General features: G+C 35.7%; 20 protein-coding genes. 12 read left to right on the plus strand and 8 right to left on the minus strand.

Annotated elements, in window-relative coordinates:
• Window positions 1-81: 81 nt before the first annotated feature.
• From BM371_RS18795 to BM371_RS18835, 9 genes are all read left to right on the plus strand, one after another.
• The gene (locus BM371_RS18795; RefSeq protein ID WP_131430967.1) at window positions 82-453 is read left to right on the plus strand and encodes a hypothetical protein; all 372 of its coding nucleotides are present in this window, start codon (window positions 82-84) and stop codon (window positions 451-453) included.
• 138 nt (window positions 454-591) lie between these two features.
• The gene (locus tag BM371_RS18800) at window positions 592-2,637 is read left to right on the plus strand and encodes a prolyl oligopeptidase family serine peptidase (RefSeq protein ID WP_228376789.1); all 2,046 of its coding nucleotides are present in this window, start codon (window positions 592-594) and stop codon (window positions 2,635-2,637) included.
• Window positions 2,638-2,937: 300 nt separating this feature from the next.
• Window positions 2,938-5,055 carry a methylmalonyl-CoA mutase gene (gene scpA / locus BM371_RS18805; RefSeq protein WP_034677643.1) on the plus strand — a complete coding sequence of 706 codons (2,118 nt, stop codon included), beginning with the start codon at window positions 2,938-2,940 and terminating at the stop codon, window positions 5,053-5,055.
• Between the two features lie 67 nt (window positions 5,056-5,122).
• Entirely contained in the window at window positions 5,123-5,623 is a 501-nt protein-coding gene (locus BM371_RS18810; protein ID WP_034677644.1) for a hypothetical protein, read from the plus strand.
• A gap of 625 nt (window positions 5,624-6,248) precedes the next feature.
• On the plus strand, window positions 6,249-6,998 hold the full coding sequence (locus BM371_RS18815) for a hypothetical protein (protein WP_034677645.1): 750 nt from the start codon (window positions 6,249-6,251) through the stop codon (window positions 6,996-6,998).
• Between the two features lie 10 nt (window positions 6,999-7,008).
• Entirely contained in the window at window positions 7,009-8,400 is a 1,392-nt protein-coding gene (locus BM371_RS18820; RefSeq protein WP_034677646.1) for an RtcB family protein, read from the plus strand.
• 69 nt (window positions 8,401-8,469) lie between these two features.
• Window positions 8,470-9,126, plus strand: a complete 657-nt coding sequence (locus BM371_RS18825; RefSeq protein WP_228376776.1) for a nucleotidyltransferase family protein — start codon at window positions 8,470-8,472, stop codon at window positions 9,124-9,126.
• A gap of 2 nt (window positions 9,127-9,128) precedes the next feature.
• On the plus strand, window positions 9,129-9,827 hold the full coding sequence (gene prfH, locus BM371_RS18830; protein ID WP_034677647.1) for a peptide chain release factor H: 699 nt from the start codon (window positions 9,129-9,131) through the stop codon (window positions 9,825-9,827).
• Window positions 9,814-10,323 carry a tetratricopeptide repeat protein gene (locus BM371_RS18835; RefSeq protein WP_034677648.1) on the plus strand — a complete coding sequence of 170 codons (510 nt, stop codon included), beginning with the start codon at window positions 9,814-9,816 and terminating at the stop codon, window positions 10,321-10,323. The genes prfH and BM371_RS18835 overlap by 14 nt, the downstream gene beginning before the upstream one ends.
• Window positions 10,324-10,345: 22 nt before the next feature.
• On the opposite strand, the gene BM371_RS18840 is transcribed toward BM371_RS18835, so the two are convergent.
• Together BM371_RS18840 and BM371_RS18845 are read right to left on the minus strand one after the other, a co-directional pair.
• On the minus strand, window positions 10,346-10,633 hold the full coding sequence (locus BM371_RS18840) for a cytochrome c (protein ID WP_034677649.1): 288 nt from the start codon (window positions 10,631-10,633) through the stop codon (window positions 10,346-10,348).
• A gap of 26 nt (window positions 10,634-10,659) precedes the next feature.
• Entirely contained in the window at window positions 10,660-10,953 is a 294-nt protein-coding gene (locus BM371_RS18845) for a c-type cytochrome (protein ID WP_034677650.1), read from the minus strand.
• Window positions 10,954-11,138: 185 nt separating this feature from the next.
• Between BM371_RS18845 and meaB the strand changes: the two genes are divergently transcribed.
• Window positions 11,139-12,152 carry a methylmalonyl Co-A mutase-associated GTPase MeaB gene (gene meaB, locus BM371_RS18850; RefSeq protein WP_051882861.1) on the plus strand — a complete coding sequence of 338 codons (1,014 nt, stop codon included), beginning with the start codon at window positions 11,139-11,141 and terminating at the stop codon, window positions 12,150-12,152.
• 46 nt (window positions 12,153-12,198) lie between these two features.
• Here the strand turns inward: meaB and BM371_RS18855 are convergent, their stop codons facing one another.
• The gene (locus BM371_RS18855; RefSeq protein WP_034678268.1) at window positions 12,199-12,744 is read right to left on the minus strand and encodes a DUF4251 domain-containing protein; all 546 of its coding nucleotides are present in this window, start codon (window positions 12,742-12,744) and stop codon (window positions 12,199-12,201) included.
• A gap of 101 nt (window positions 12,745-12,845) precedes the next feature.
• Here BM371_RS18855 and BM371_RS18860 point away from each other — a divergent pair, with 101 nt between their 5' ends.
• Together BM371_RS18860 and BM371_RS18865 are read left to right on the plus strand one after the other, a co-directional pair.
• Window positions 12,846-13,652, plus strand: a complete 807-nt coding sequence (locus BM371_RS18860) for a M48 family metallopeptidase (protein ID WP_034677651.1) — start codon at window positions 12,846-12,848, stop codon at window positions 13,650-13,652.
• Window positions 13,653-13,726: 74 nt separating this feature from the next.
• Window positions 13,727-14,038 carry a hypothetical protein gene (locus BM371_RS18865; protein ID WP_034677652.1) on the plus strand — a complete coding sequence of 104 codons (312 nt, stop codon included), beginning with the start codon at window positions 13,727-13,729 and terminating at the stop codon, window positions 14,036-14,038.
• 38 nt (window positions 14,039-14,076) lie between these two features.
• Here BM371_RS18865 and BM371_RS18870 read toward each other — a convergent pair whose 3' ends face one another.
• From BM371_RS18870 to BM371_RS18890, 5 genes are all read right to left on the minus strand, one after another.
• Window positions 14,077-14,715 carry an outer membrane beta-barrel protein gene (locus tag BM371_RS18870; protein ID WP_034677653.1) on the minus strand — a complete coding sequence of 213 codons (639 nt, stop codon included), beginning with the start codon at window positions 14,713-14,715 and terminating at the stop codon, window positions 14,077-14,079.
• Window positions 14,699-15,514: an ABC transporter ATP-binding protein gene (locus BM371_RS18875; protein ID WP_034677654.1), complete on the minus strand. Its 816-nt coding sequence runs from the start codon at window positions 15,512-15,514 to the stop codon at window positions 14,699-14,701. The genes BM371_RS18870 and BM371_RS18875 overlap by 17 nt, the downstream gene beginning before the upstream one ends.
• Window positions 15,514-16,266, minus strand: coding sequence for an MlaE family ABC transporter permease (locus tag BM371_RS18880; protein ID WP_034677656.1), 753 nt, complete (start codon window positions 16,264-16,266; stop codon window positions 15,514-15,516). Before BM371_RS18880 ends, BM371_RS18875 begins: the two co-directional genes overlap by 1 nt.
• An 82-nt stretch (window positions 16,267-16,348) precedes the next feature.
• The gene (locus BM371_RS18885) at window positions 16,349-17,719 is read right to left on the minus strand and encodes an exopolysaccharide biosynthesis polyprenyl glycosylphosphotransferase (RefSeq protein WP_034677658.1); all 1,371 of its coding nucleotides are present in this window, start codon (window positions 17,717-17,719) and stop codon (window positions 16,349-16,351) included.
• 41 nt (window positions 17,720-17,760) lie between these two features.
• A complete protein-coding gene (locus tag BM371_RS18890; RefSeq protein ID WP_034677659.1) occupies window positions 17,761-18,390 on the minus strand; it encodes a 7-carboxy-7-deazaguanine synthase QueE in 630 nt (209 codons plus the stop codon).
• Between the last annotated feature and the right edge of the window lie 5 nt (window positions 18,391-18,395).

Consider the following 18,395-nt stretch of genomic DNA (forward strand, 5'->3'; position numbering starts at 1 on the left):
ACAGTCAGTCTTATCTTTGCTTGCAGTTGTGATCCGAACGGTAATTTTTCAAAAGTTGCACCAAAAACAAATTTAGTTGTTTTGGTAAAAATCAACAAATATCTTACATTTCAGGAATTTGAGAATGATAAAATTCCAATGTCAATGGAAGTGGAAATAATTGAGATCCTAAAAGGTAAAATTCAAAATAAAAAAATTATAGTTTGGGGTGATAATGGAATTTTGTGTCGTCCTTATTTAACAACATTTAATGAAGGAGAATATTATTTTTTAGCTTTATATAGTACGGGTAATATGATGCGTCAAAAAGAAGAAAAAAAAACACATTATTTTGTTTCAGTTTGTGGAGAATATTGGATGAAAGCAAATATGGATAAAAAAATTGCATTGAGTAACTATATGGATAAGAAGAAACAAATTTCATTCAACAAAATTTTAAGACAATTCAAATAATCATAAAGCTTCTCTCTACAGAAGCTTTTTTTATTCCCACAACTTTTCTTACTTTTGAGAAAATCCTTCACAATGAATTTTAAACCGATTTTACTAACTGCCGGCGTTTTGTTTTCGGCTAATTTTTTTGCTCAGAAAATGACGTATCCTAAAGCAATAAAAGGCAATCAAACCGATACATATTTCGGAACTGCTGTTGCAGATCCGTACAGAGATTTAGAAAATGATTCTGAACCTACCAAAAAATGGGTAGATGAAGAAGTTGCTTTCAGCCAAAGATATTTATCTCAGATTCCTTACAGACAGGATATTGTAAAGCAATTAACCGACATCTGGAATTACGAAAAGATTGGCGCACCTTTCAAAGAAGGAGATTATACGTATTATTACAAAAATAACGGTTTGCAGGCGCAGTCTGTTTTGTACAGAACCAATAATAAGACAAAAACAACTGAAGTATTTTTAGATCCAAACAAATTTTCTGAAAAAGGAACGACTTCGCTTTCAAGTTTGTCTTTCAACAAAAAAGGAAATTTAGCAGCGTATTCCATCTCGGAAGGTGGAAGTGACTGGAATAAAATTATTATTCTTGATGCAGTAACCAAAAAGCAGATTGACGAAACTTTAGTTGATGTAAAATTTAGCGGAATTGCGTGGCAAGGTGATGAAGGTTTCTATTATTCAAGCTACGATAAACCGAAAGAGGGAACTGTACTTTCAGGAATGACAGATAAACACAAGGTTTATTATCATAAATTAGGAACAAAACAGTCTGCTGATCAATTAATTTTTGGTGGTGAAAAAACACCGAGAAGGTATTTAGGAGCTTATCTTTCGGAAGACGAGAGATATTTAATTATTTCTGCAGCCAATGCAACCAACGGAAATGAGGTTTTTATTAAAGATTTAAAGAAAGGCGGCGATTTTGTTCAGATCAACAGTGGTTTTGATATTAACGCAAGTATCGTTGATACGGATGGTGACAATCTTTACATCTTTACCGACAAAGATGCTCCGAATATGCGTTTGGTAAAAACGACCATTCAAAATCCGGCTCCGGAAACATGGAAAGACGTTATTCCTGAAACAGAAAATGTATTGGGAATTTCCGGCGGTGGCGGTTATTTCTTCGCAACATATATGATTGATGCGATTGATCAGGTAAAACAATTCGACAAAAACGGAAAACTGATCAGAGAAATTTCTCTTCCAGGAAAAGGAAATGTCGGAGGTTTCGGAGGTAAAAAATCGGAGAAGGAATTGTATTACTCTTTCAGTAACTATATAACGCCGGGAACAACTTATAAATTCAATGCTGATTCCGGGAAATCTGAAATTTATCAGAAGCCTAAAGTGAAATTTAATCCTGAAGATTATGTTTCAGAACAGGTATTTTATACTTCAAAAGACGGGACAAAAGTTCCAATGATGATTAATTACAAAAAAGGGACAAAACTTGACGGTAAAAATCCAACAATCCTTTATTCTTACGGAGGTTTCAATGTCAGTTTACAGCCTTCTTTCTCTGTAGTCAATGCAATCTGGATGGAAAATGGCGGTATTTATGCGGTCCCAAACATCCGTGGTGGTGGTGAATACGGTAAAAAATGGCACGATGCAGGAACAAAAATGCAGAAGAAAAATGTATTTGAAGATTTCATTGCAGCCGGAGAATATTTGCAGTCTAAAGGTTATACATCCAAAGAATATATGGCGCTTTCAGGAAGATCAAATGGTGGATTATTGGTTGGTGCAACGATGACGATGCGTCCTGATTTAGCAAAAGTCGCTTTCCCTGGAGTCGGCGTTTTGGATATGTTGAGGTACAATAAATTTACGGCAGGAGCAGGTTGGTCTTACGATTATGGAACGGCAGAAGATAATAAAGAAATGTTTGATTATTTAAAATCTTATTCGCCTGTTCATAATGTAAAAGAAGGAACTTGCTATCCATCAACCATGATTATTACAAGTGATCATGATGACAGAGTTGTTCCGGCGCATTCATTTAAATTTGGTGCAGAATTGCAGGAAAAACAAAAATGTGAAAATCCTATTTTGGTAAGAATCGAGAAAAATGCAGGCCACGGAGCAGGTAGAGCAACCGACCAGGTGATCAGCGAAAATGCTGATTTAATTTCTTTTGCTTTGTATGAAATGGGAATTAAAAAATTAAATAAATAATCTATATCGTCACTTCGAGTAGCGCAACAAAGTGAAGCGTATCGAGAAGTTGATAATTAAAAGCGAGATTGTAAAATACAATCTCGCTTTTTGTTTTAACTAAATCGTTAGTAAAGCACATACAAATGAAATCAAAGATTTTCAAAGACTTTTGTGTGCTTTATTAGCTCTTTCATGAAACTTAAAATAAAAGCTTTTGTGACTTTTGTGGTTAAACCAAACAGTCAGATTTTCAAGACTTTAAATCATCAACTTCATTCTCCTAAAAATGCTTACTTTTAAAATCTTAAATCTGAAGAAATGAGAAGGGAAATAAAGAACAAAACTCCTCAATTTAATATATCTGAAAATCAGCAGGAAATCTATCAATTCGAAAAAGATGGACTTGAGCTGAAATCAAAATATACCACAGAAGATGTAAAAGATAAGAGCATTTCAGACTCTTCTCCGGGAATTGCACCGTATATGAGGGGACCTTACTCAACAATGTATGTTCAAAAACCTTGGACAATTCGTCAATATGCAGGTTTCTCAACAGCTGAAGAATCGAATGCGTTTTACAGAAGAAATTTAGCGGCAGGGCAAAAAGGTCTTTCCGTAGCTTTTGATTTGGCAACGCACAGAGGGTATGATTCAGACCATGCAAGAGTGGTTGGCGATGTAGGTAAAGCGGGCGTTGCGATTGATTCGGTGGAGGATATGAAAATTCTGTTCAACGAAATTCCTTTGGATGAAATTTCGGTTTCTATGACGATGAATGGAGCGGTTTTACCGATTCTTTCATTTTATATCGTGGCTGCGGAAGAGCAAGGCGTTTCTCAGGATAAACTTTCAGGAACAATTCAGAATGATATTTTGAAAGAATTTATGGTGCGTAATACATACATTTATCCACCAACGCCTTCCATGAAAATCATTGCCGATATTTTTGAATATACATCGAGAAATATTCCGAAATTCAATTCTATTTCCATTTCAGGATATCATATGCAGGAAGCGGGAGCGACTCCGGTTTTGGAAATGGCTTATACGTTAGCTGATGGCTTGGAATACGTAAGAACAGGAATTAAAGCAGGAATGAATGTCGATGATTTTGCACCGAGATTATCTTTTTTCTGGGCAATCGGAATGAATCATTTTATGGAAATTGCAAAAATGCGTGCTGCAAGATATATTTGGGCGACTTTGTTGAAGCAATTTAATCCTCAAAATCCGAAATCTTTAGCTTTAAGAACACACTCTCAGACTTCAGGATGGTCTTTAACCGAACAAGAACCATTTAACAATATTACGAGAACGGCAATCGAAGCATTATCTTCAGCTTTAGGCGGAACACAGTCTCTTCACACAAATGCTTTAGATGAAGCCATTGCACTTCCAACAGATTATTCGGCAAAAATAGCCAGAAATACACAGATTATCCTTCAACAGGAATCAGGAATCTGTGATGTTGTAGATCCAATGGGTGGAAGTAATCTGGTTGAATCTCTCACTCAGCAGATGATTGAAGAGGCCATGAAATATATTGATGAGGTAGAAAAAGAAGGCGGAATGACAAAAGCCATCGAAGCCGGAATTCCGAAAATGAGAATCGAGGAAGCTGCTGCAAGGAAACAGGCGAAAATCGACAGTAGTGAGGAATTTATTATTGGGGTAAATTCTTTTAAATCGGCTTTAGAACAAACTCCAATTGAGATTTTAGATATCGATAATACCGAAGTTCGCAGGAAACAGATTGAAAGATTAGATTCGATAAAATCGAGCCGAAATGCTGAAGCGGTTGAAGATATTTTAAACCAGATCAGAGAATCTGCAAAAACAGGAAACGGAAATCTTTTAGCATTGTGTATTGAAGCGGCTCGAAGAAGAGTGACTTTAGGTGAAATGAGTGATGCGATGGAAGAAACTTTCGGTCGTTACAAAGCCAATATCAGAACTATACAAGGAGTCTACGCAATGAATGCCAATAAAAATGAATACTTCGGAAAAGCACTTGAGTTGACTCAGAAATTTGAGCAGGAAGAAGGTAGACGTCCAAGATTGATGGTTGCCAAAATGGGGCAGGATGGTCACGATCGTGGTGCAAAAGTTGTGGCAACGGCATTCGCAGATATGGGATTTGATGTTGATGTTGCGCCATTGTTCCAGACTCCGGAAGAGGTGGCAAAACAGGCGGTTGAAAATGACATTCACATTTTGGGTGTTTCCTCTTTAGCGGCAGGTCACAAAACTTTAGTTCCGCAGGTTGTTGAAGAACTGAAAAAACTCGGTGCAGAAGATATCACGATTGTTGTCGGAGGCGTAATTCCACAGCAGGATTACGAATTTTTATACGCAAACGGAGCCGACTTTATTTTCGGACCTGGAACCAATCTTCCGAAATGTGCAGTTGAAATTCTGAATCGTTTTTTAGATTAAAATGTGATTAGAATCCGATAAATTGCACGAGGTTTGTACTGTACGCCATAACCAAAAACAAAATATTATGGCTTATACAGTAATTTCAGTATTTCCGGCAAACGTTGGTACAGAGGAAATAAAATCAAAATTAAGGAATAACGGTTTCAACGAAGCAGATATTATCGTTTCCACTTCGAAATTTAATGATGATTCATCAGCAGAAAATTATCAGGAAGACGAAAAAACGCAGAGCTTCTGGAATCATATTTTTGTGAACGACAATGAGCTGCTATCTGCTTACAGCAAAGAAAGTGTGGGGAAAGTGAATCTTATCGTTTACGCTTCAACGATCATCGAAGCACAGGAAGCAAAAAAAATTCTCGACCAGTATGGTGCCCTGAAGATTTATAACAAACCTTCTTTCAATGAAGAAAAGCCTGATACGGCAGGTTTGCCAGAAGATGTTTATAACGGAATCATTGCAAAAGCAAAGCATGATGTTTATTTCTTAGACAGGGAGCGAACCTATAGTCCAAACAGCAAAGGAATGGATAACACGATGGACGATTTAGGTTCAAAAGATTAAACTAAAAATTAAAATATAAACGTTTGAGAAATTATTCTTAGACGTTTTTTTTTTGAAAAAAAATTATTTAAATCAAAAAAAATGATATATTTGCATCTGAAAATCAAGTTTAACCAATTAAAAAACAACGAAGCAATGTTCAAATTCAATCTACATTCAACAGTAGGATTGCCTTTTGCAAAGGCGAGGCTTCGTGGTTTGGTACACTCATAGAATAACAGTATATCGAAATATCAAAACCCGAAGTCGCAGAGATTTCGGGTTTTTTATTGCGCAATATTTAAACTCAAATCAGTTTCCCCGAAAATCTTTTTTATAAAATTTTGGAGCCTTTTCAAATAGTTTTTAGGAGCTATTTGACTACGCCGAATTGTTACTTATTAATTTTTTAAGGAGCAATTTCCCGCTTTCCACTATATCTTTTTTGCCAACGCTTTTTTTCAAGCCAATGCAAAAAAGGATGTCGTTGCAATCGGGGCTAATGATAAAGTTTCGCCTTGATAAACCTCATAGGTTTCCAAAACCTATGAGGTTTGAATAACAACAAATCAACTAGAATCTTAGTTGACAAAATTTAATGTGACGTATAGAAACCAAATTTCCATACCTCGCCTGTAATTAAATAATGGAAAAAGAAAATCTTTTATTTTTCAGATTAAGAAGTCTGAGAAGCAGAAAAAGAATCATAAAAAAAGATGTAGAAAAACAGATCAGGAAAAAGTATAAACATAGTGATGAACTCTGGAAATTAAGAAGAAATATTCCGTCAGTTCCTTTGGAAAAGCCATATCAAAAAGGGTTTGTAAGATTCTTTGTTGTAAGAGACGATGTAAAGCGTTCCAAAGACGGAGATTTCTTCGAAGGAATTCTGAATAAGATCAACACAAAGACGTATTCTGAAACCCGAAAATTCTTAAAAAAGAAAAGAAAATTCGGACGAAGAATATATGTTGACCGGGAGCAAAAATTAGATAGACTTTCCACCTATCAATGGAATGATCCAAAGTTGAAATTAACAGACAGAGAGAGACAATATTTTTTAAAAAGAGAAGATTATTGTCCGTTCAGAAAGACATATAACATTTACTATGAATTCATTGAACCATGGAGGTTTGTATTGAGGGTAAAACCAAATATGATTACTCATTACAAACCTTTGGATTCCGATTTAGAAAAAGAGATCGATGAACTCGATTATTATTTAGGGAAACATAAAATTGTAGGAATTATTCACAAAACAATTTATGGAAGACCAAATCCATGGAAAGATAAATACAAAAGAGATTCAATGAAAAGCAAAAAATGCTTTCGCTGCAAAATGTCTGCAACTGTGATTGCAGAAAATTTAGAGGACGGAAATGTCCTGAAATTTTAAAACAAAAACAATGGGAAATTTAAAACTTAAAGGAAAAGATATATTAAAAATAGGCTATCCAAACAATCAAAGTGTAAACATCGCTTTGGAAGTCATGAAAAGAAATTTTGCAACAAAAAATATTCATCATGTGAAATCTCTTTTAAAGGAAATTCTGCAAAATCCGGAAATTTTTGAAAAAGATTTAACCTTCGGGCAAATTGCGGAAGCGTTGCTTTCATCCAAGAAAACGGAGAAAAGAATGCTCAATACAAACAGGGCAACATTCAATATTTTCGGAGACAATATTTCAGATGAAGCAAAAAACCAGCTGTATACCGCTTTGAAACTTCCGATTGCAACGCAAGGCGCTTTAATGCCCGATGCACACAGCGGTTACGGACTTCCGATCGGCGGAGTTCTGGCCGTAGAAAATGCGGTGATCCCGTATGGAGTCGGGATGGATATCGGTTGCAGAATGTCGCTCAGTATTTTAGATACCCCTATTTCATATCTTGACGGCGCAAGAGATAAATACGAAAAAGCTCTTGCCGAACATACAAAATTCGGGATGTACGAAACTCATAAATCTCATATCGATCACGAAATTTTCTATAGAGATACTTTCGATATGATTCCGATTTTGAGGAGATTAAAAGGAAAAGCCATCAAACAAATGGGTAGTTCCGGCGGCGGAAATCACTTTGTGGAATTTGGAGAAGTAGAAATTACAGAAGGAGATGAACAAATCGGACTTCCAAAAGGGAAATATCTTGGGATTCTTTCACACAGCGGATCACGTGGATTGGGTGCAGAAATCGCTCAATATTATTCCAGAGTAGCTGTGGAACAATGTCCGTTGCCAAAAGAAGCACAGCAATTTGCCTGGCTGGATCTGGGTACACATCTCGGTTTGGAATATTGGACCGCAATGAATTTGGCGGGAGATTATGCTTCAGCTTGTCACGACGATATCCACAGACGATTGGTAAAAGCAGTCGGTGGAAGAGTGAAAGCAAAAATTGAAAACCATCACAATTTTGCATGGAAAGAAATTCATAACGGAAAAGAAGTGATTGTTCACCGAAAGGGAGCTACTCCGGCGAATGAAAACGAATTGGGAATGATTCCCGGATCAATGACGGCAAAAGGTTTTATCGTTCGTGGAAAAGGAAATCCTGATTCTTTGAACTCTGCCTCTCACGGCGCAGGAAGGGCACATTCCAGAGGTGAATGCAGAAGTCTTTTTACTCAAAATGACATCAAAAAAGAATTGAAACTCAAAAATGTCACATTAATGGGCGGAAATACGGAAGAAGCTCCAATGGCGTACAAAGACATCAATGAGGTGATGAATGCACAAAGCGAATTGGTGGATATTCTGGGAACTTTCCAACCGAGAATTGTGAGGATGGACAGGTAAATGGTTGATAGGTTGTAGTTGTTGGTTGATGGATTTTGACTGATAATAATAGCCAGTAATATTTAAAGAATGATTGTCATTCAGAATGGAACGGAGTGGAATGAAGAATCTGCAAAAAGATTTCTCACTGCACTTTGTTTCGTTCGAAATGACAAATTCAAATCAAAAAAAAATAAAAAAATGGGAGCACCACATAATATAAAAAGATACGGTGAAGTCTGGCCGGAATTCAGAATTCAATACGGACTGGAAATTTTAGAAAAATTAAAAAATAAAGTCATTATTTCAGGAGGTTGGGCATGGCATTTTATGTCTGAAATTGGGCATACGGAATATAAGCACGCTCATGATCATAAGGATATTGATGTTTTTGTTAAAAAGGAAAATGTTGCTCAGGTTATCATGATTCTTCAGCAGGAAGGCTTTTTGAAAGTCTGGACAAGATATGACCATCTTCCGAGCGAAGAAAACTTTCGCAGATATGAAAAAACAATCGAAATGGAAAACGGAAAATTTCACAGAATTACAATCGATTTTTTCGAAAGAAATGATCTGGAAATCATTGTCACCAATGGATTTACAGTAGTGAAGCCTGATGTTCTGCTTTCGTTTTACAGAAATATTCATTCCAGCGATAAATGTTGGGCGGTCATGGCTGCAAAAGATTTATTGGAAAAAGGAATTGATCCTGTTGGTCATCCGAAATTAAGTGAAATACCGAAATAACAATGGAAAAAATCATACAAATAACTTCAGGAAGAGGACCTTTGGAATGCCAATGGGTCGTTGCAAAACTGTTGAAAGTCTTTCTTGAGGAAGCAAAAGATAATAACATCGATTACGAAATTATTCATCGTGAAAATGGTGATGAAAACCTGACTTTAAAATCGGTAACCCTGCTTTTAAAATCAAAAAATATCAATGAATTTTTAAAAAATTGGTTGGGAAGTATTTTGTGGACGGGAAAAAGTACATTTCGAAAACTGCACAAAAGAAGCAACTGGTTCATCGGAGTTTTCGAGCTGGAAGGTTTGGAGAAAATCAATTTTAATGAAAAAGATATTCAGTTTCAGACAACCAGAAGTCAGGGGAGTGGCGGACAAAATGTAAATAAAGTGAATACGGCTGTTCGGGCTACTCACGTTCCGACGGGACAAAGTATTTTTGTTCAGGACTCGCGCTCACAATTGGAAAATAAAAAGTTTTCGATTGCAAGACTGAAAGAAAAAGTGTTGGAACAGAATATTATCCAGCTTCAAAAACAAATGCAGGAAACTTGGAACAATCATTTGAATGTTCAGCGCGGAAACCCGATCAGAATATTTTCGGGAACCGATTTTAAAAAGAATTATCAGGACAAATCTTTCAAAAAAGAAAGAAATCAACTGAAAAACGAATTAAAAAATTACAAAAATGACCTTAACTAAAAATAAATACTACTTTGAAGCTTTGGATAACTATCCATACAGCCTTCCGGAATGCTTGGAAGCGTTGAACTATGCTTTGTCCTACGATCCTGAAGATGCAGACAGCCTTTGTCTGATGGGAAGAATCTATTCTGAACAGTTGAAAAATTATGATCTTGCCAAACAGTATTTTGAAGAAGCGATGCATTGTGATATTACCAACTTAAACGTTCCGCAATATTACATCAATTGCCTTTTAGCCAATGAAGATTTTCATGAAGCTGAAAAATTGATCAACTATTCTTTAAAAATAAAGGGAATTGATAAGTCGAATCTTTGGTTTTACAGAGCTTTGCTCTCCGAGAAAAGAGGAAGTTTCAATAATGCTTTGAAATTTTTGGATGAAGCGGCAAAATACTGTTTTAATGAATATAGTTTGAATGTGGTAAAGGATAGAAAGAAATTTATTAAATCAAAAATGCCAAAGAAAAATAAAAAGAAGAAGGAGACGAAATAAGTCTCCTTTTATTATTCAAAAATCATTTTTTATTTACAGAAATCAAATAATCATAAACCATTTGATGTTGCTCATCACTCAATTTCGCTTTGGGAGCCATTCTGCTTAATGTTTTGATCCAGCTCTGATCATCATGTTTTGCAGGATCGGGTAGTTTGTGACATCTGTTGCAGGAATTTTCAAAAACCGTTTTCCCTTGTGCTAAATGTTCAGCAGAGGTAAACTTTGGCCCTGTCACGGCTGTACTTTTTGGTCCACACGAAACCATAAAAGCAGATCCTAAAATCATACTCCAAGCTAATTTTTTCATAATGATATTTTTTGTTGGTTGAATTTTTAGTTCTTCACAGAAACCACATAATCATAAACCCACTGATGCTGTTCATCGGTAAGCTTAGCTTTTGGCGCCATAGAATTCATAATTCCTACCCATTGTACGGAAGTGAATTTAGTTGGTTCTGGCAAATCATGGCATCTTTTGCAGGCAGTCTCAAAAATAGTTTTTCCTTGTGCAATCTGTTCCGTCGTACTTGTTACGGATTTCGGAGCTTCCGTTACCGGAGTTGCTTTCGGAGTACATGATGCTAATAGTATCAATGCGAATGTTGCTGCTGCAAATAGACTTTTCATATCGTTTTTAAATTTGTCTTAAACAAAAATAATGAATTTTACAGGCGAATGGTATGTCGGTGTTTAATTTAGAAGCATTAAAATTAATCTACTTTTTCTCGTATTTTGCGGGTTATTTTTATATTTTTGAATTGATGAAACCTTTAGGTTACATTTTTCCTTTTAAGAGAATAAAAAAGCTCTAAATGAAAATTTCAACTGAAGAATTTATTGATGGAATTAAGTCAGGCAATAAACGCCTGATCGCAAAAGCCATAACTTTGGTTGAAAGCACAAAAGCCGAGCATCGAAATCAGGCCGAAGAGCTCTTAAAACAAATTCTACCTCTTACCGGAAACTCAATCAGAGTTGGTATTACCGGAGTTCCCGGCGCAGGTAAATCTACATTCATCGAAAATTTTGGAAGGTTAGCAATTTCCCAAGGTAAAAAAGTGGCGGTTTTAGCCATTGATCCGAGTTCTGCGATTAATAAAGGAAGTATTTTAGGTGATAAGACAAGAATGGAAGAATTGGCTAAAGAAGAGAATGCTTTTATTCGTCCTTCACCGAGCTCTGGTTTTTTGGGTGGGGTAGCCAATACGACTTTTGAAACGATGATGATTTGCGAAGCTGCAGGTTACGATTATATTTTAATTGAAACCGTCGGAGTAGGGCAATCGGAAGTTTTGGTTGCTGATATAACAGATGTTTTTTTATTTTTGAAAATTATAGGTGGCGGAGACGAACTTCAAGGCATCAAACGTGGAATCATGGAGATGGTTGACATTATTTTTATTAATAAAGTGGATGAAAATAATCTTCAGAAAGCTAAAAATACTAAGCTTGAACTGAAACGTGCATTAGATTTTCTTCCGGCAAAAGAAAAAGACTGGAAAGTGCCTGTCTTACTTGGTTCTGCCTTAAATAATGAGGGTTTAAATGATGTATATCAAAAAATTGATGATTTTATTTCATTAAAAAAGAAAACCAAACGGTTTGAAGAAGTTCGTACTCAACAATCTGAAAAACGATTTGAATATTGGGTTCAGGAATATATTTTAGCATTGATGAAAAAAAATAATTCAGTAGAAGAAGCTTATATTCAGCATAAAAAAAATGCTTCAGACCAGATTTCAAACCCGAGTACTGAAGCAAAACTGTTTGTTGAGAAATTTTTACGAGATTCGAGATCCGAGTTTCGGGATCCAGAAAATATTTAATAATTTTTTCTAAGATTAAAGCTGCGAATTGCGTAAACCGAAACGTTTAAAGCTTTTCTTTCTCCTTTGTTGTTTCGTTTTCAGAAATATATCCGTCGTAAGAAATCGGCTGTCTGTCATTACTCCTAATTGAGGTAAGAGCTCTTCCGTTCTTAAAAATTTCTATGTTTATATCACTTACATTTTTTACATCATTCGTTTTTATTTTGTACACCCAATTTCCTTTTTTGTTTTGGGATTTTGTCAATGTATAGTCTTTAGAAATAAACCTATAACTGTTGTCTGTTGTTCCGTAATTTGGGTTAAAAGTTCTGCCGAAATAAGGTAACACAACATCTAAAACATTTTTTTTAATTTCTATTGAATATCCTTCTCCTGATAAATCAAAAATCCGTTGGCCTGCTGCATTGGGCATAGAGTTGGCAATATTAACGACATCCTGATTCATAGGAAAAGCCCTGTCTGCGTGAAAAGTAAATTCATCAGAACTCACCAGATTGTTTACTATTTGTGGATCAGTCTTTTGTGCAGTACAGTTCTGGAAAAAGAAAACGACCACAAAAGCAGATATGATTTTTATATAATTTTTCATGACATTAAAATTAGTAAATTTATACATCAAAATACGTGCAAAAAAATATATTGTGGTTTTGGAATAGATATTGTTAAGGTTCAAATATAATAAGCATAATTATGAAAATTAATCATTTTTTAGGAATGGGAGCTGCTGTTTTGGCGCTCGTAGCATGTACAACAAATCCGATGACGGGAAGAAAGTCTCTACAGATCGGAAGTTTGAATTCTCAAATTACAACAAGTGCAGTACAACAATATCAACAGACTTTGAAAGAATCTAAAGTTGTGACAGGAGCTCAGGCTCAAATGGTAAAAAAAGTTGGTGGTAAGATAAAAACTGCCGCTGAAAAATATTACGCAAGCATTGGTAGAAGTGCTGACTTAGCAAGTTATCAGTGGGAATTTAATCTTCTTCAGGATAATCAAATTAATGCTTGGTGTATGCCGGGTGGAAAAGTGGCAGTTTATACAGGAATCCTTCCGGTTACCAAAGATGAAACAGGTCTTGCTGTTGTAATGGGGCACGAAGTTTCTCATGCTTTGGCGGGGCACGGTAATGAAAGAATCTCTCAGGCTATGGTTGCACAATATGGAGGGCAAATTCTGGGCGGAACAATTTCAAACGCACAGCTGGCAAAAGTTTTCGAAGCAGCATATCCTATCGGATCTCAGGTGGCTCTTTTGAAATATGGAAGAACTCAGGAATCTGAAGCAGATGAAATGGGATTAAATCTTATGGCAATTGCAGGATATGATCCAAAACAGGCTATTCCGTTCTGGAGTAGAATGGAAGCAGCTTCATCCGGAGCAAGACAACCGGAATTTTTATCAACACACCCGAGTCCTCAGACCAGAATTGCAGATATTCAAAACGATTTACCAAAAGCTTTGGAATATTACAGAGCTGCAGGTGGCAAAGGATAATTTTCTATAAATTTTAAAAGCCTTTCTTCAGTACAATTGAGTAAAGGCTTTTTTTAATTCTAAAAAATATAAATATGAAAAGTCTCTCAGTAGTCGGAATGATACTTTTGGCAGTATCGGCTTTGCTTTTTTATTTAACAACAGATTTTACCGTTGAAAGAATTACAATTTCTCATGTGATGGGTGTAATGGCGGGAATCGGAATCGGTTTGATTTTTGGTGGGTTGGTTGGCTATGTAAGCAAAGGCAGTGCGATAAAAGCTGAAGCAAAAAGAAGAGAATTCAAGCAGCTTCAGAAAGAAAAAGAAGAGCTTGAAAAACAGGCTATAGAAATTGAAAAACGTCAGGCTGAGCTTGAAAGGGAAAATACAAATCCTCAAATTTAGAATTTGAGGATTTCTTTATTTTATTTGATAAAATCCGATTAGAATTTATACCCTAAACCAAGCAAAAATAAGCTTGATCTGTTATCGTAATCGATCTCTTGGTTTGATCCTGCAACATTGTTGATGAATTTTCTCTGATCTTTAGAAAAAGCACCTTCATATCTTGCAGAAAGAATTACCTTTTTGATTTCACTTTGCACACCTAGCTGGTAACCTACCGTAAATTCTTTAGCATCAACTTTCTGAATGAAATTATCAAAATTATCACTCTTCGCTAGGTTGAAGCTTCCAACAGGACCTGCATAAGCGCTTAGAAGATCTCCCAAAACATTTACCCCAACCAAAACAGGAATATCTACTCTGCTGTTTTTAGCTTTTATGGTTGTTTGTTCTGAATTTGCATCATTCTGTACAGTAACTTCATTACTGAAATTAGTATAATAGATTTCCGGCATCAGATATAATGCAGTTGGTAAATCGATTTTTAAAGATAAACCAACATTGAAACCTGTAATATTTTTGCCTTTTTGCTCTACAGCATTGGTTGCAGCTGTCTTGAAGTTCTTCCATGATGCCGAGCTTGTCGGGATCAGAACATTTGCTTTTCCGGCCAAAGAAATCTGCGCCGAAGCAAATACTGAAAAACCAATGAATGCTGCACTAATCAATTTTTTCATTATCGTCAATTTTTGTAATAGTATTGTCTATTGTTTTATTATTCTCAAGTAAATACTCTCTCAGTTCCTTGAATAGTTCTGATGAGTAAACGAAATCTATCAGATTTTTATTGCCAGCGGTGATGAGAACGTCTTTGTTGCCTTCCCACTCTTTTATACCCAGTCTCAGATATACAATTTTCTCGCCAATCGTCATTACCGAGTTCATATCGTGGGTGTTGATGATGGTTGTAGTGTTGTATTCTTTGGTAATTTCAAGCAGAAGATCATCAATAATATTTGATGTATATGGATCTAATCCTGAGTTGGGCTCGTCACAAAAAAGATATTTAGGATTGTTTACAATTGCTCTTGCAATGGCAACACGTTTCTGCATTCCTCCGGAAATTTCTGACGGGAATTTTTTATTGGCTTTATCTAAATGCACCCTTCCGATCACATCAAAAACTCTTCTTTTCTTTTCTCTGAAAGTAAGATTGGTAAACATATCCAGCGGAAACATGATGTTTTCTTCAACCGTCATAGAGTCAAATAATGCACTTCCCTGGAATACGGTTCCGATTTCCGATCTCAAATGTTGTTTTTCTTCTCTCGTCATTACATTGATATCGCGCCCGTCAAAAAGAATTTCTCCCGATGAAGGCTGATAAACGTTTAATAAACTTTTAAGAAACACCGTTTTTCCGGAACCACTCTGCCCGATAATCAGATTCACTTTTCCTTTGTCGAAAGAGGTTGAAATACCCTTTAATACTTCAACTTCATCAAAACTCTTTTTCAGATCTTTTACCTCAATCATTAGCTTAATATTAATTGGGTTAATAGTAATTCAGAAAGGATAATGAAAACCATCGTCCAGACTACAGCTTGTGTACTCGCTCTACCAACTTCAAGTGATCCGCCTTTTACGTTATATCCGTAATAAGAAGGAACTGTTGCAATAATAAATGCAAAAACAACAGTTTTCGTAAATGCATAATAAATGAAAAGATTAGGCATATACATCTGAATACCGGTGATATAATCTGCCGTCGTCCAGTTTCCTGTAAGAAGACCAGCAATATAGCCGCCACCGATACCGAACACAATACTGATAGCAATAAGCAACGGATTAAAAATAACGCATGCAATAATTTTCGGAAAAATTAGAAAATTTGGAGAATTTACTCCCATGATGTCTAACGCATCGATCTGCTCAGAAACCCTCATGGTTCCAATACTGGATGCAATATATGAACCTACTTTACCAGCTAAAATAAGACTGATGATCGTGGGTGAAAATTCCAGCACCAAAACTGCTTTTGTTGCATAACCAACGAAAGATGGCGGAATTGGAAACGAAGAAGCATCAAAATTATTAAACATCTGAATTGCAACTACTGCTCCCACGAATATAGAAGTGAAGATCACCAACCCAAAAGAGTTGACTCCCAAATCATTGATTTCTCTCATAAACAGCTTCCAAAAAACTCTCATTTTCTGAGGCTTCTGGATTGATTTTCCGAGGAGTAACATGTATTCTCCTATCGCTGTAAAAAACTTTTTTAACATTCTGCTAAATTAGGCTATTTTTATTTAACTAAATTAAATTTTAAGCAATACTGATCTCTCTGTTTTAACCTTAAATTAAATATTAATTTGCATTTTTATCTCCTTTTATAACCAACAAAATAGTTCTTAAAATGATAACTAAATCTAAAACGAAACTCCAGTTTCTTACATAAAATGCATCAGCAAGAATACGTTTGTTCATTTCAATTTCCACATCTCCTGCATCACCTCTTAAACCGTTTACCTGAGCCAGACCTGTAATTCCGGGGTTAGTATGACTTCTCAGGCTGTATCTTCCGATTTTTGGTTTGTAATAATCATCTACCGCCAACATGTGAGGTCTTGGGCCTACCACCGACATCTCGCCTTTTAAAACATTAATAAACTGTGGCATTTCATCGAGGCTGGTTTTCCTTAAAAACTTTCCGATTTTGGTTATTCTTGCATCATTTTCGCTTGTTGTTTTCTTTGCCGAATCATCATTTACAAACATTGTTCTAAACTTGATACAATTAAAAACTTCTTCATGAAAACCATATCTTTTCTGAATAAAGAAAACAGGCCCTTTGGAACTTTTTTTAATCAGCAAGGCAATAATAGGAAACAGCCACGAACAGATGAACAGCAAAACTAAGACCGAAAAAATAATATCAAAAGTTCTTTTCAGTAAAAAATTAGAATAATAATCTAAAGGATATTTTGCCTGGGTTAAAACTGGCTGTGTCTGAATGTATCCCAAATCATAAAAGAAAAAATTATTTCTGGAAATATTCGGAATCAGGGAAATATGTACCTTATTGGCTTCCGCTAATCTGAATATCTCATTTTGCTTCTCGTCGCTGAAAGAATTTTCGGCAGGAAGAAATAGAGTATTGATGCCGTTTTTCTTCCAGAATTCCGTCAGATTTTCAGCATTTACTTCAGAAGTGTAATCGTATGTTTTGTAACCGAAGTCTTTTCTTTCTTCAATAATTCTCTTTAAAACCTCTGTTGAATTATTTTCACTGAGAAACATTACATTACGATGGTTTATCCCTATTGTTCTGATGTATCTTATTAAATAGTAGACCGCTGATTTTAATAAAAAAATGAAAAAGAAAAGATATAATGACAACCACGTCAGTTCTGAACCAAAAAACTGATTGCTGCTCACTTTACGAATAAGAACCAACCCGATAATAAACAACAGAAAATGAACGATTATTCTTTCTACAAAAAGGATGTAGGTAAGATTTCTGGAAATGTTATAGATCTTCGTTCTACCACTCAGTAAAATCCAAAAAAAGATAACAAGAAGTAACGGAAATGAATTTTCATACCATAGATCTTCATCCTGAACAATTACACCCCGGGTTGTACTGATAAAATAGAATATAAAAACCCCTGCGATAACCAAAAGGTCAAGCAAAATAATGATTGATTTCAGATATCGGGAATATCGTATTCTTTGCATCTATCTTTAATGAAAAAAGCGAGAAGCTAAATATAACAATTTTACGGTATATTTAAATATTTATGTGTCTGAACCGAAGCCTGCCAACGAGGATTTTCAAGAATAAAATCGGTCATCTTCGGATACATCGCATCACGCTTGCTCCATTCGCTCTGAAGATATAATCTGCAGTTTTCGGAAACTTTTTCAGCCTGCTCCTGAGCAAATATAAAATCGTTGTTGTTAAAAATAATTACTTTCAGCTCGTGGGCTTTAGCATAAATTTCCTCTTTAGGTAAGCCTGTTTTCTTTGGAGAAAGGGTGATCCAATCCAGTTGTCCGCTCATCGGATAAGCTCCGGATGTTTCAATGTGAATTGTACAACCCAGTTCTTTTAATTTTGAAGTTAAAATATCAAGATTCCACATCAAAGGTTCACCACCTGTTAAAACAATGGTTTTACAATGTTTTGCAGCAGTTTCTGCAATTTCCTCAGCATTCATTAAAGGGTGAAGGGTAGGATCCCAGCTTTCTTTCACATCGCACCAGTGACAGCCAACATCGCAGCCGCCCAATCTGATGAAATAAGCTGCTTTTCCCGTATGTGCACCTTCTCCCTGAATAGTGTAAAAATGCTCCATCACTGGGAGCATTTTACCTTCTTTTAATAATATATCTTCTTCTTTATTCATTTTAA

The organism is Chryseobacterium formosense, from assembly GCF_900116415.1.
Lineage (GTDB): Bacteria > Bacteroidota > Bacteroidia > Flavobacteriales > Weeksellaceae > Chryseobacterium > Chryseobacterium formosense.

What these genes read in the sequence shown, in the direction of transcription:
- BM371_RS18835 (WP_034677648.1), top strand. Translation starts at nt 9,814, where the DNA reads ATGACCTTAACTAAAAATAAATACTACTTTGAAGCTTTGGATAACTAT.
- meaB (WP_051882861.1), top strand. Translation starts at nt 11,139, where the DNA reads ATGAAAATTTCAACTGAAGAATTTATTGATGGAATTAAGTCAGGCAAT.
- BM371_RS18865 (WP_034677652.1), top strand. Translation starts at nt 13,727, where the DNA reads ATGAAAAGTCTCTCAGTAGTCGGAATGATACTTTTGGCAGTATCGGCT.
- prfH (WP_034677647.1), top strand. Translation starts at nt 9,129, where the DNA reads ATGGAAAAAATCATACAAATAACTTCAGGAAGAGGACCTTTGGAATGC.
- BM371_RS18840 (WP_034677649.1), bottom strand. Translation starts at nt 10,633, where the DNA reads ATGAAAAAATTAGCTTGGAGTATGATTTTAGGATCTGCTTTTATGGTT.
- BM371_RS18810 (WP_034677644.1), top strand. Translation starts at nt 5,123, where the DNA reads ATGGCTTATACAGTAATTTCAGTATTTCCGGCAAACGTTGGTACAGAG.
- BM371_RS18890 (WP_034677659.1), bottom strand. Translation starts at nt 18,390, where the DNA reads ATGAATAAAGAAGAAGATATATTATTAAAAGAAGGTAAAATGCTCCCA.
- BM371_RS18800 (WP_228376789.1), top strand. Translation starts at nt 592, where the DNA reads ATGACGTATCCTAAAGCAATAAAAGGCAATCAAACCGATACATATTTC.
- BM371_RS18820 (WP_034677646.1), top strand. Translation starts at nt 7,009, where the DNA reads ATGGGAAATTTAAAACTTAAAGGAAAAGATATATTAAAAATAGGCTAT.
- BM371_RS18870 (WP_034677653.1), bottom strand. Translation starts at nt 14,715, where the DNA reads ATGAAAAAATTGATTAGTGCAGCATTCATTGGTTTTTCAGTATTTGCT.
- BM371_RS18815 (WP_034677645.1), top strand. Translation starts at nt 6,249, where the DNA reads ATGGAAAAAGAAAATCTTTTATTTTTCAGATTAAGAAGTCTGAGAAGC.
- BM371_RS18880 (WP_034677656.1), bottom strand. Translation starts at nt 16,266, where the DNA reads ATGTTAAAAAAGTTTTTTACAGCGATAGGAGAATACATGTTACTCCTC.
- BM371_RS18885 (WP_034677658.1), bottom strand. Translation starts at nt 17,719, where the DNA reads ATGCAAAGAATACGATATTCCCGATATCTGAAATCAATCATTATTTTG.
- BM371_RS18845 (WP_034677650.1), bottom strand. Translation starts at nt 10,953, where the DNA reads ATGAAAAGTCTATTTGCAGCAGCAACATTCGCATTGATACTATTAGCA.
- BM371_RS18855 (WP_034678268.1), bottom strand. Translation starts at nt 12,744, where the DNA reads ATGAAAAATTATATAAAAATCATATCTGCTTTTGTGGTCGTTTTCTTT.
- BM371_RS18860 (WP_034677651.1), top strand. Translation starts at nt 12,846, where the DNA reads ATGAAAATTAATCATTTTTTAGGAATGGGAGCTGCTGTTTTGGCGCTC.
- BM371_RS18875 (WP_034677654.1), bottom strand. Translation starts at nt 15,514, where the DNA reads ATGATTGAGGTAAAAGATCTGAAAAAGAGTTTTGATGAAGTTGAAGTA.
- scpA (WP_034677643.1), top strand. Translation starts at nt 2,938, where the DNA reads ATGAGAAGGGAAATAAAGAACAAAACTCCTCAATTTAATATATCTGAA.
- BM371_RS18825 (WP_228376776.1), top strand. Translation starts at nt 8,470, where the DNA reads ATGATTGTCATTCAGAATGGAACGGAGTGGAATGAAGAATCTGCAAAA.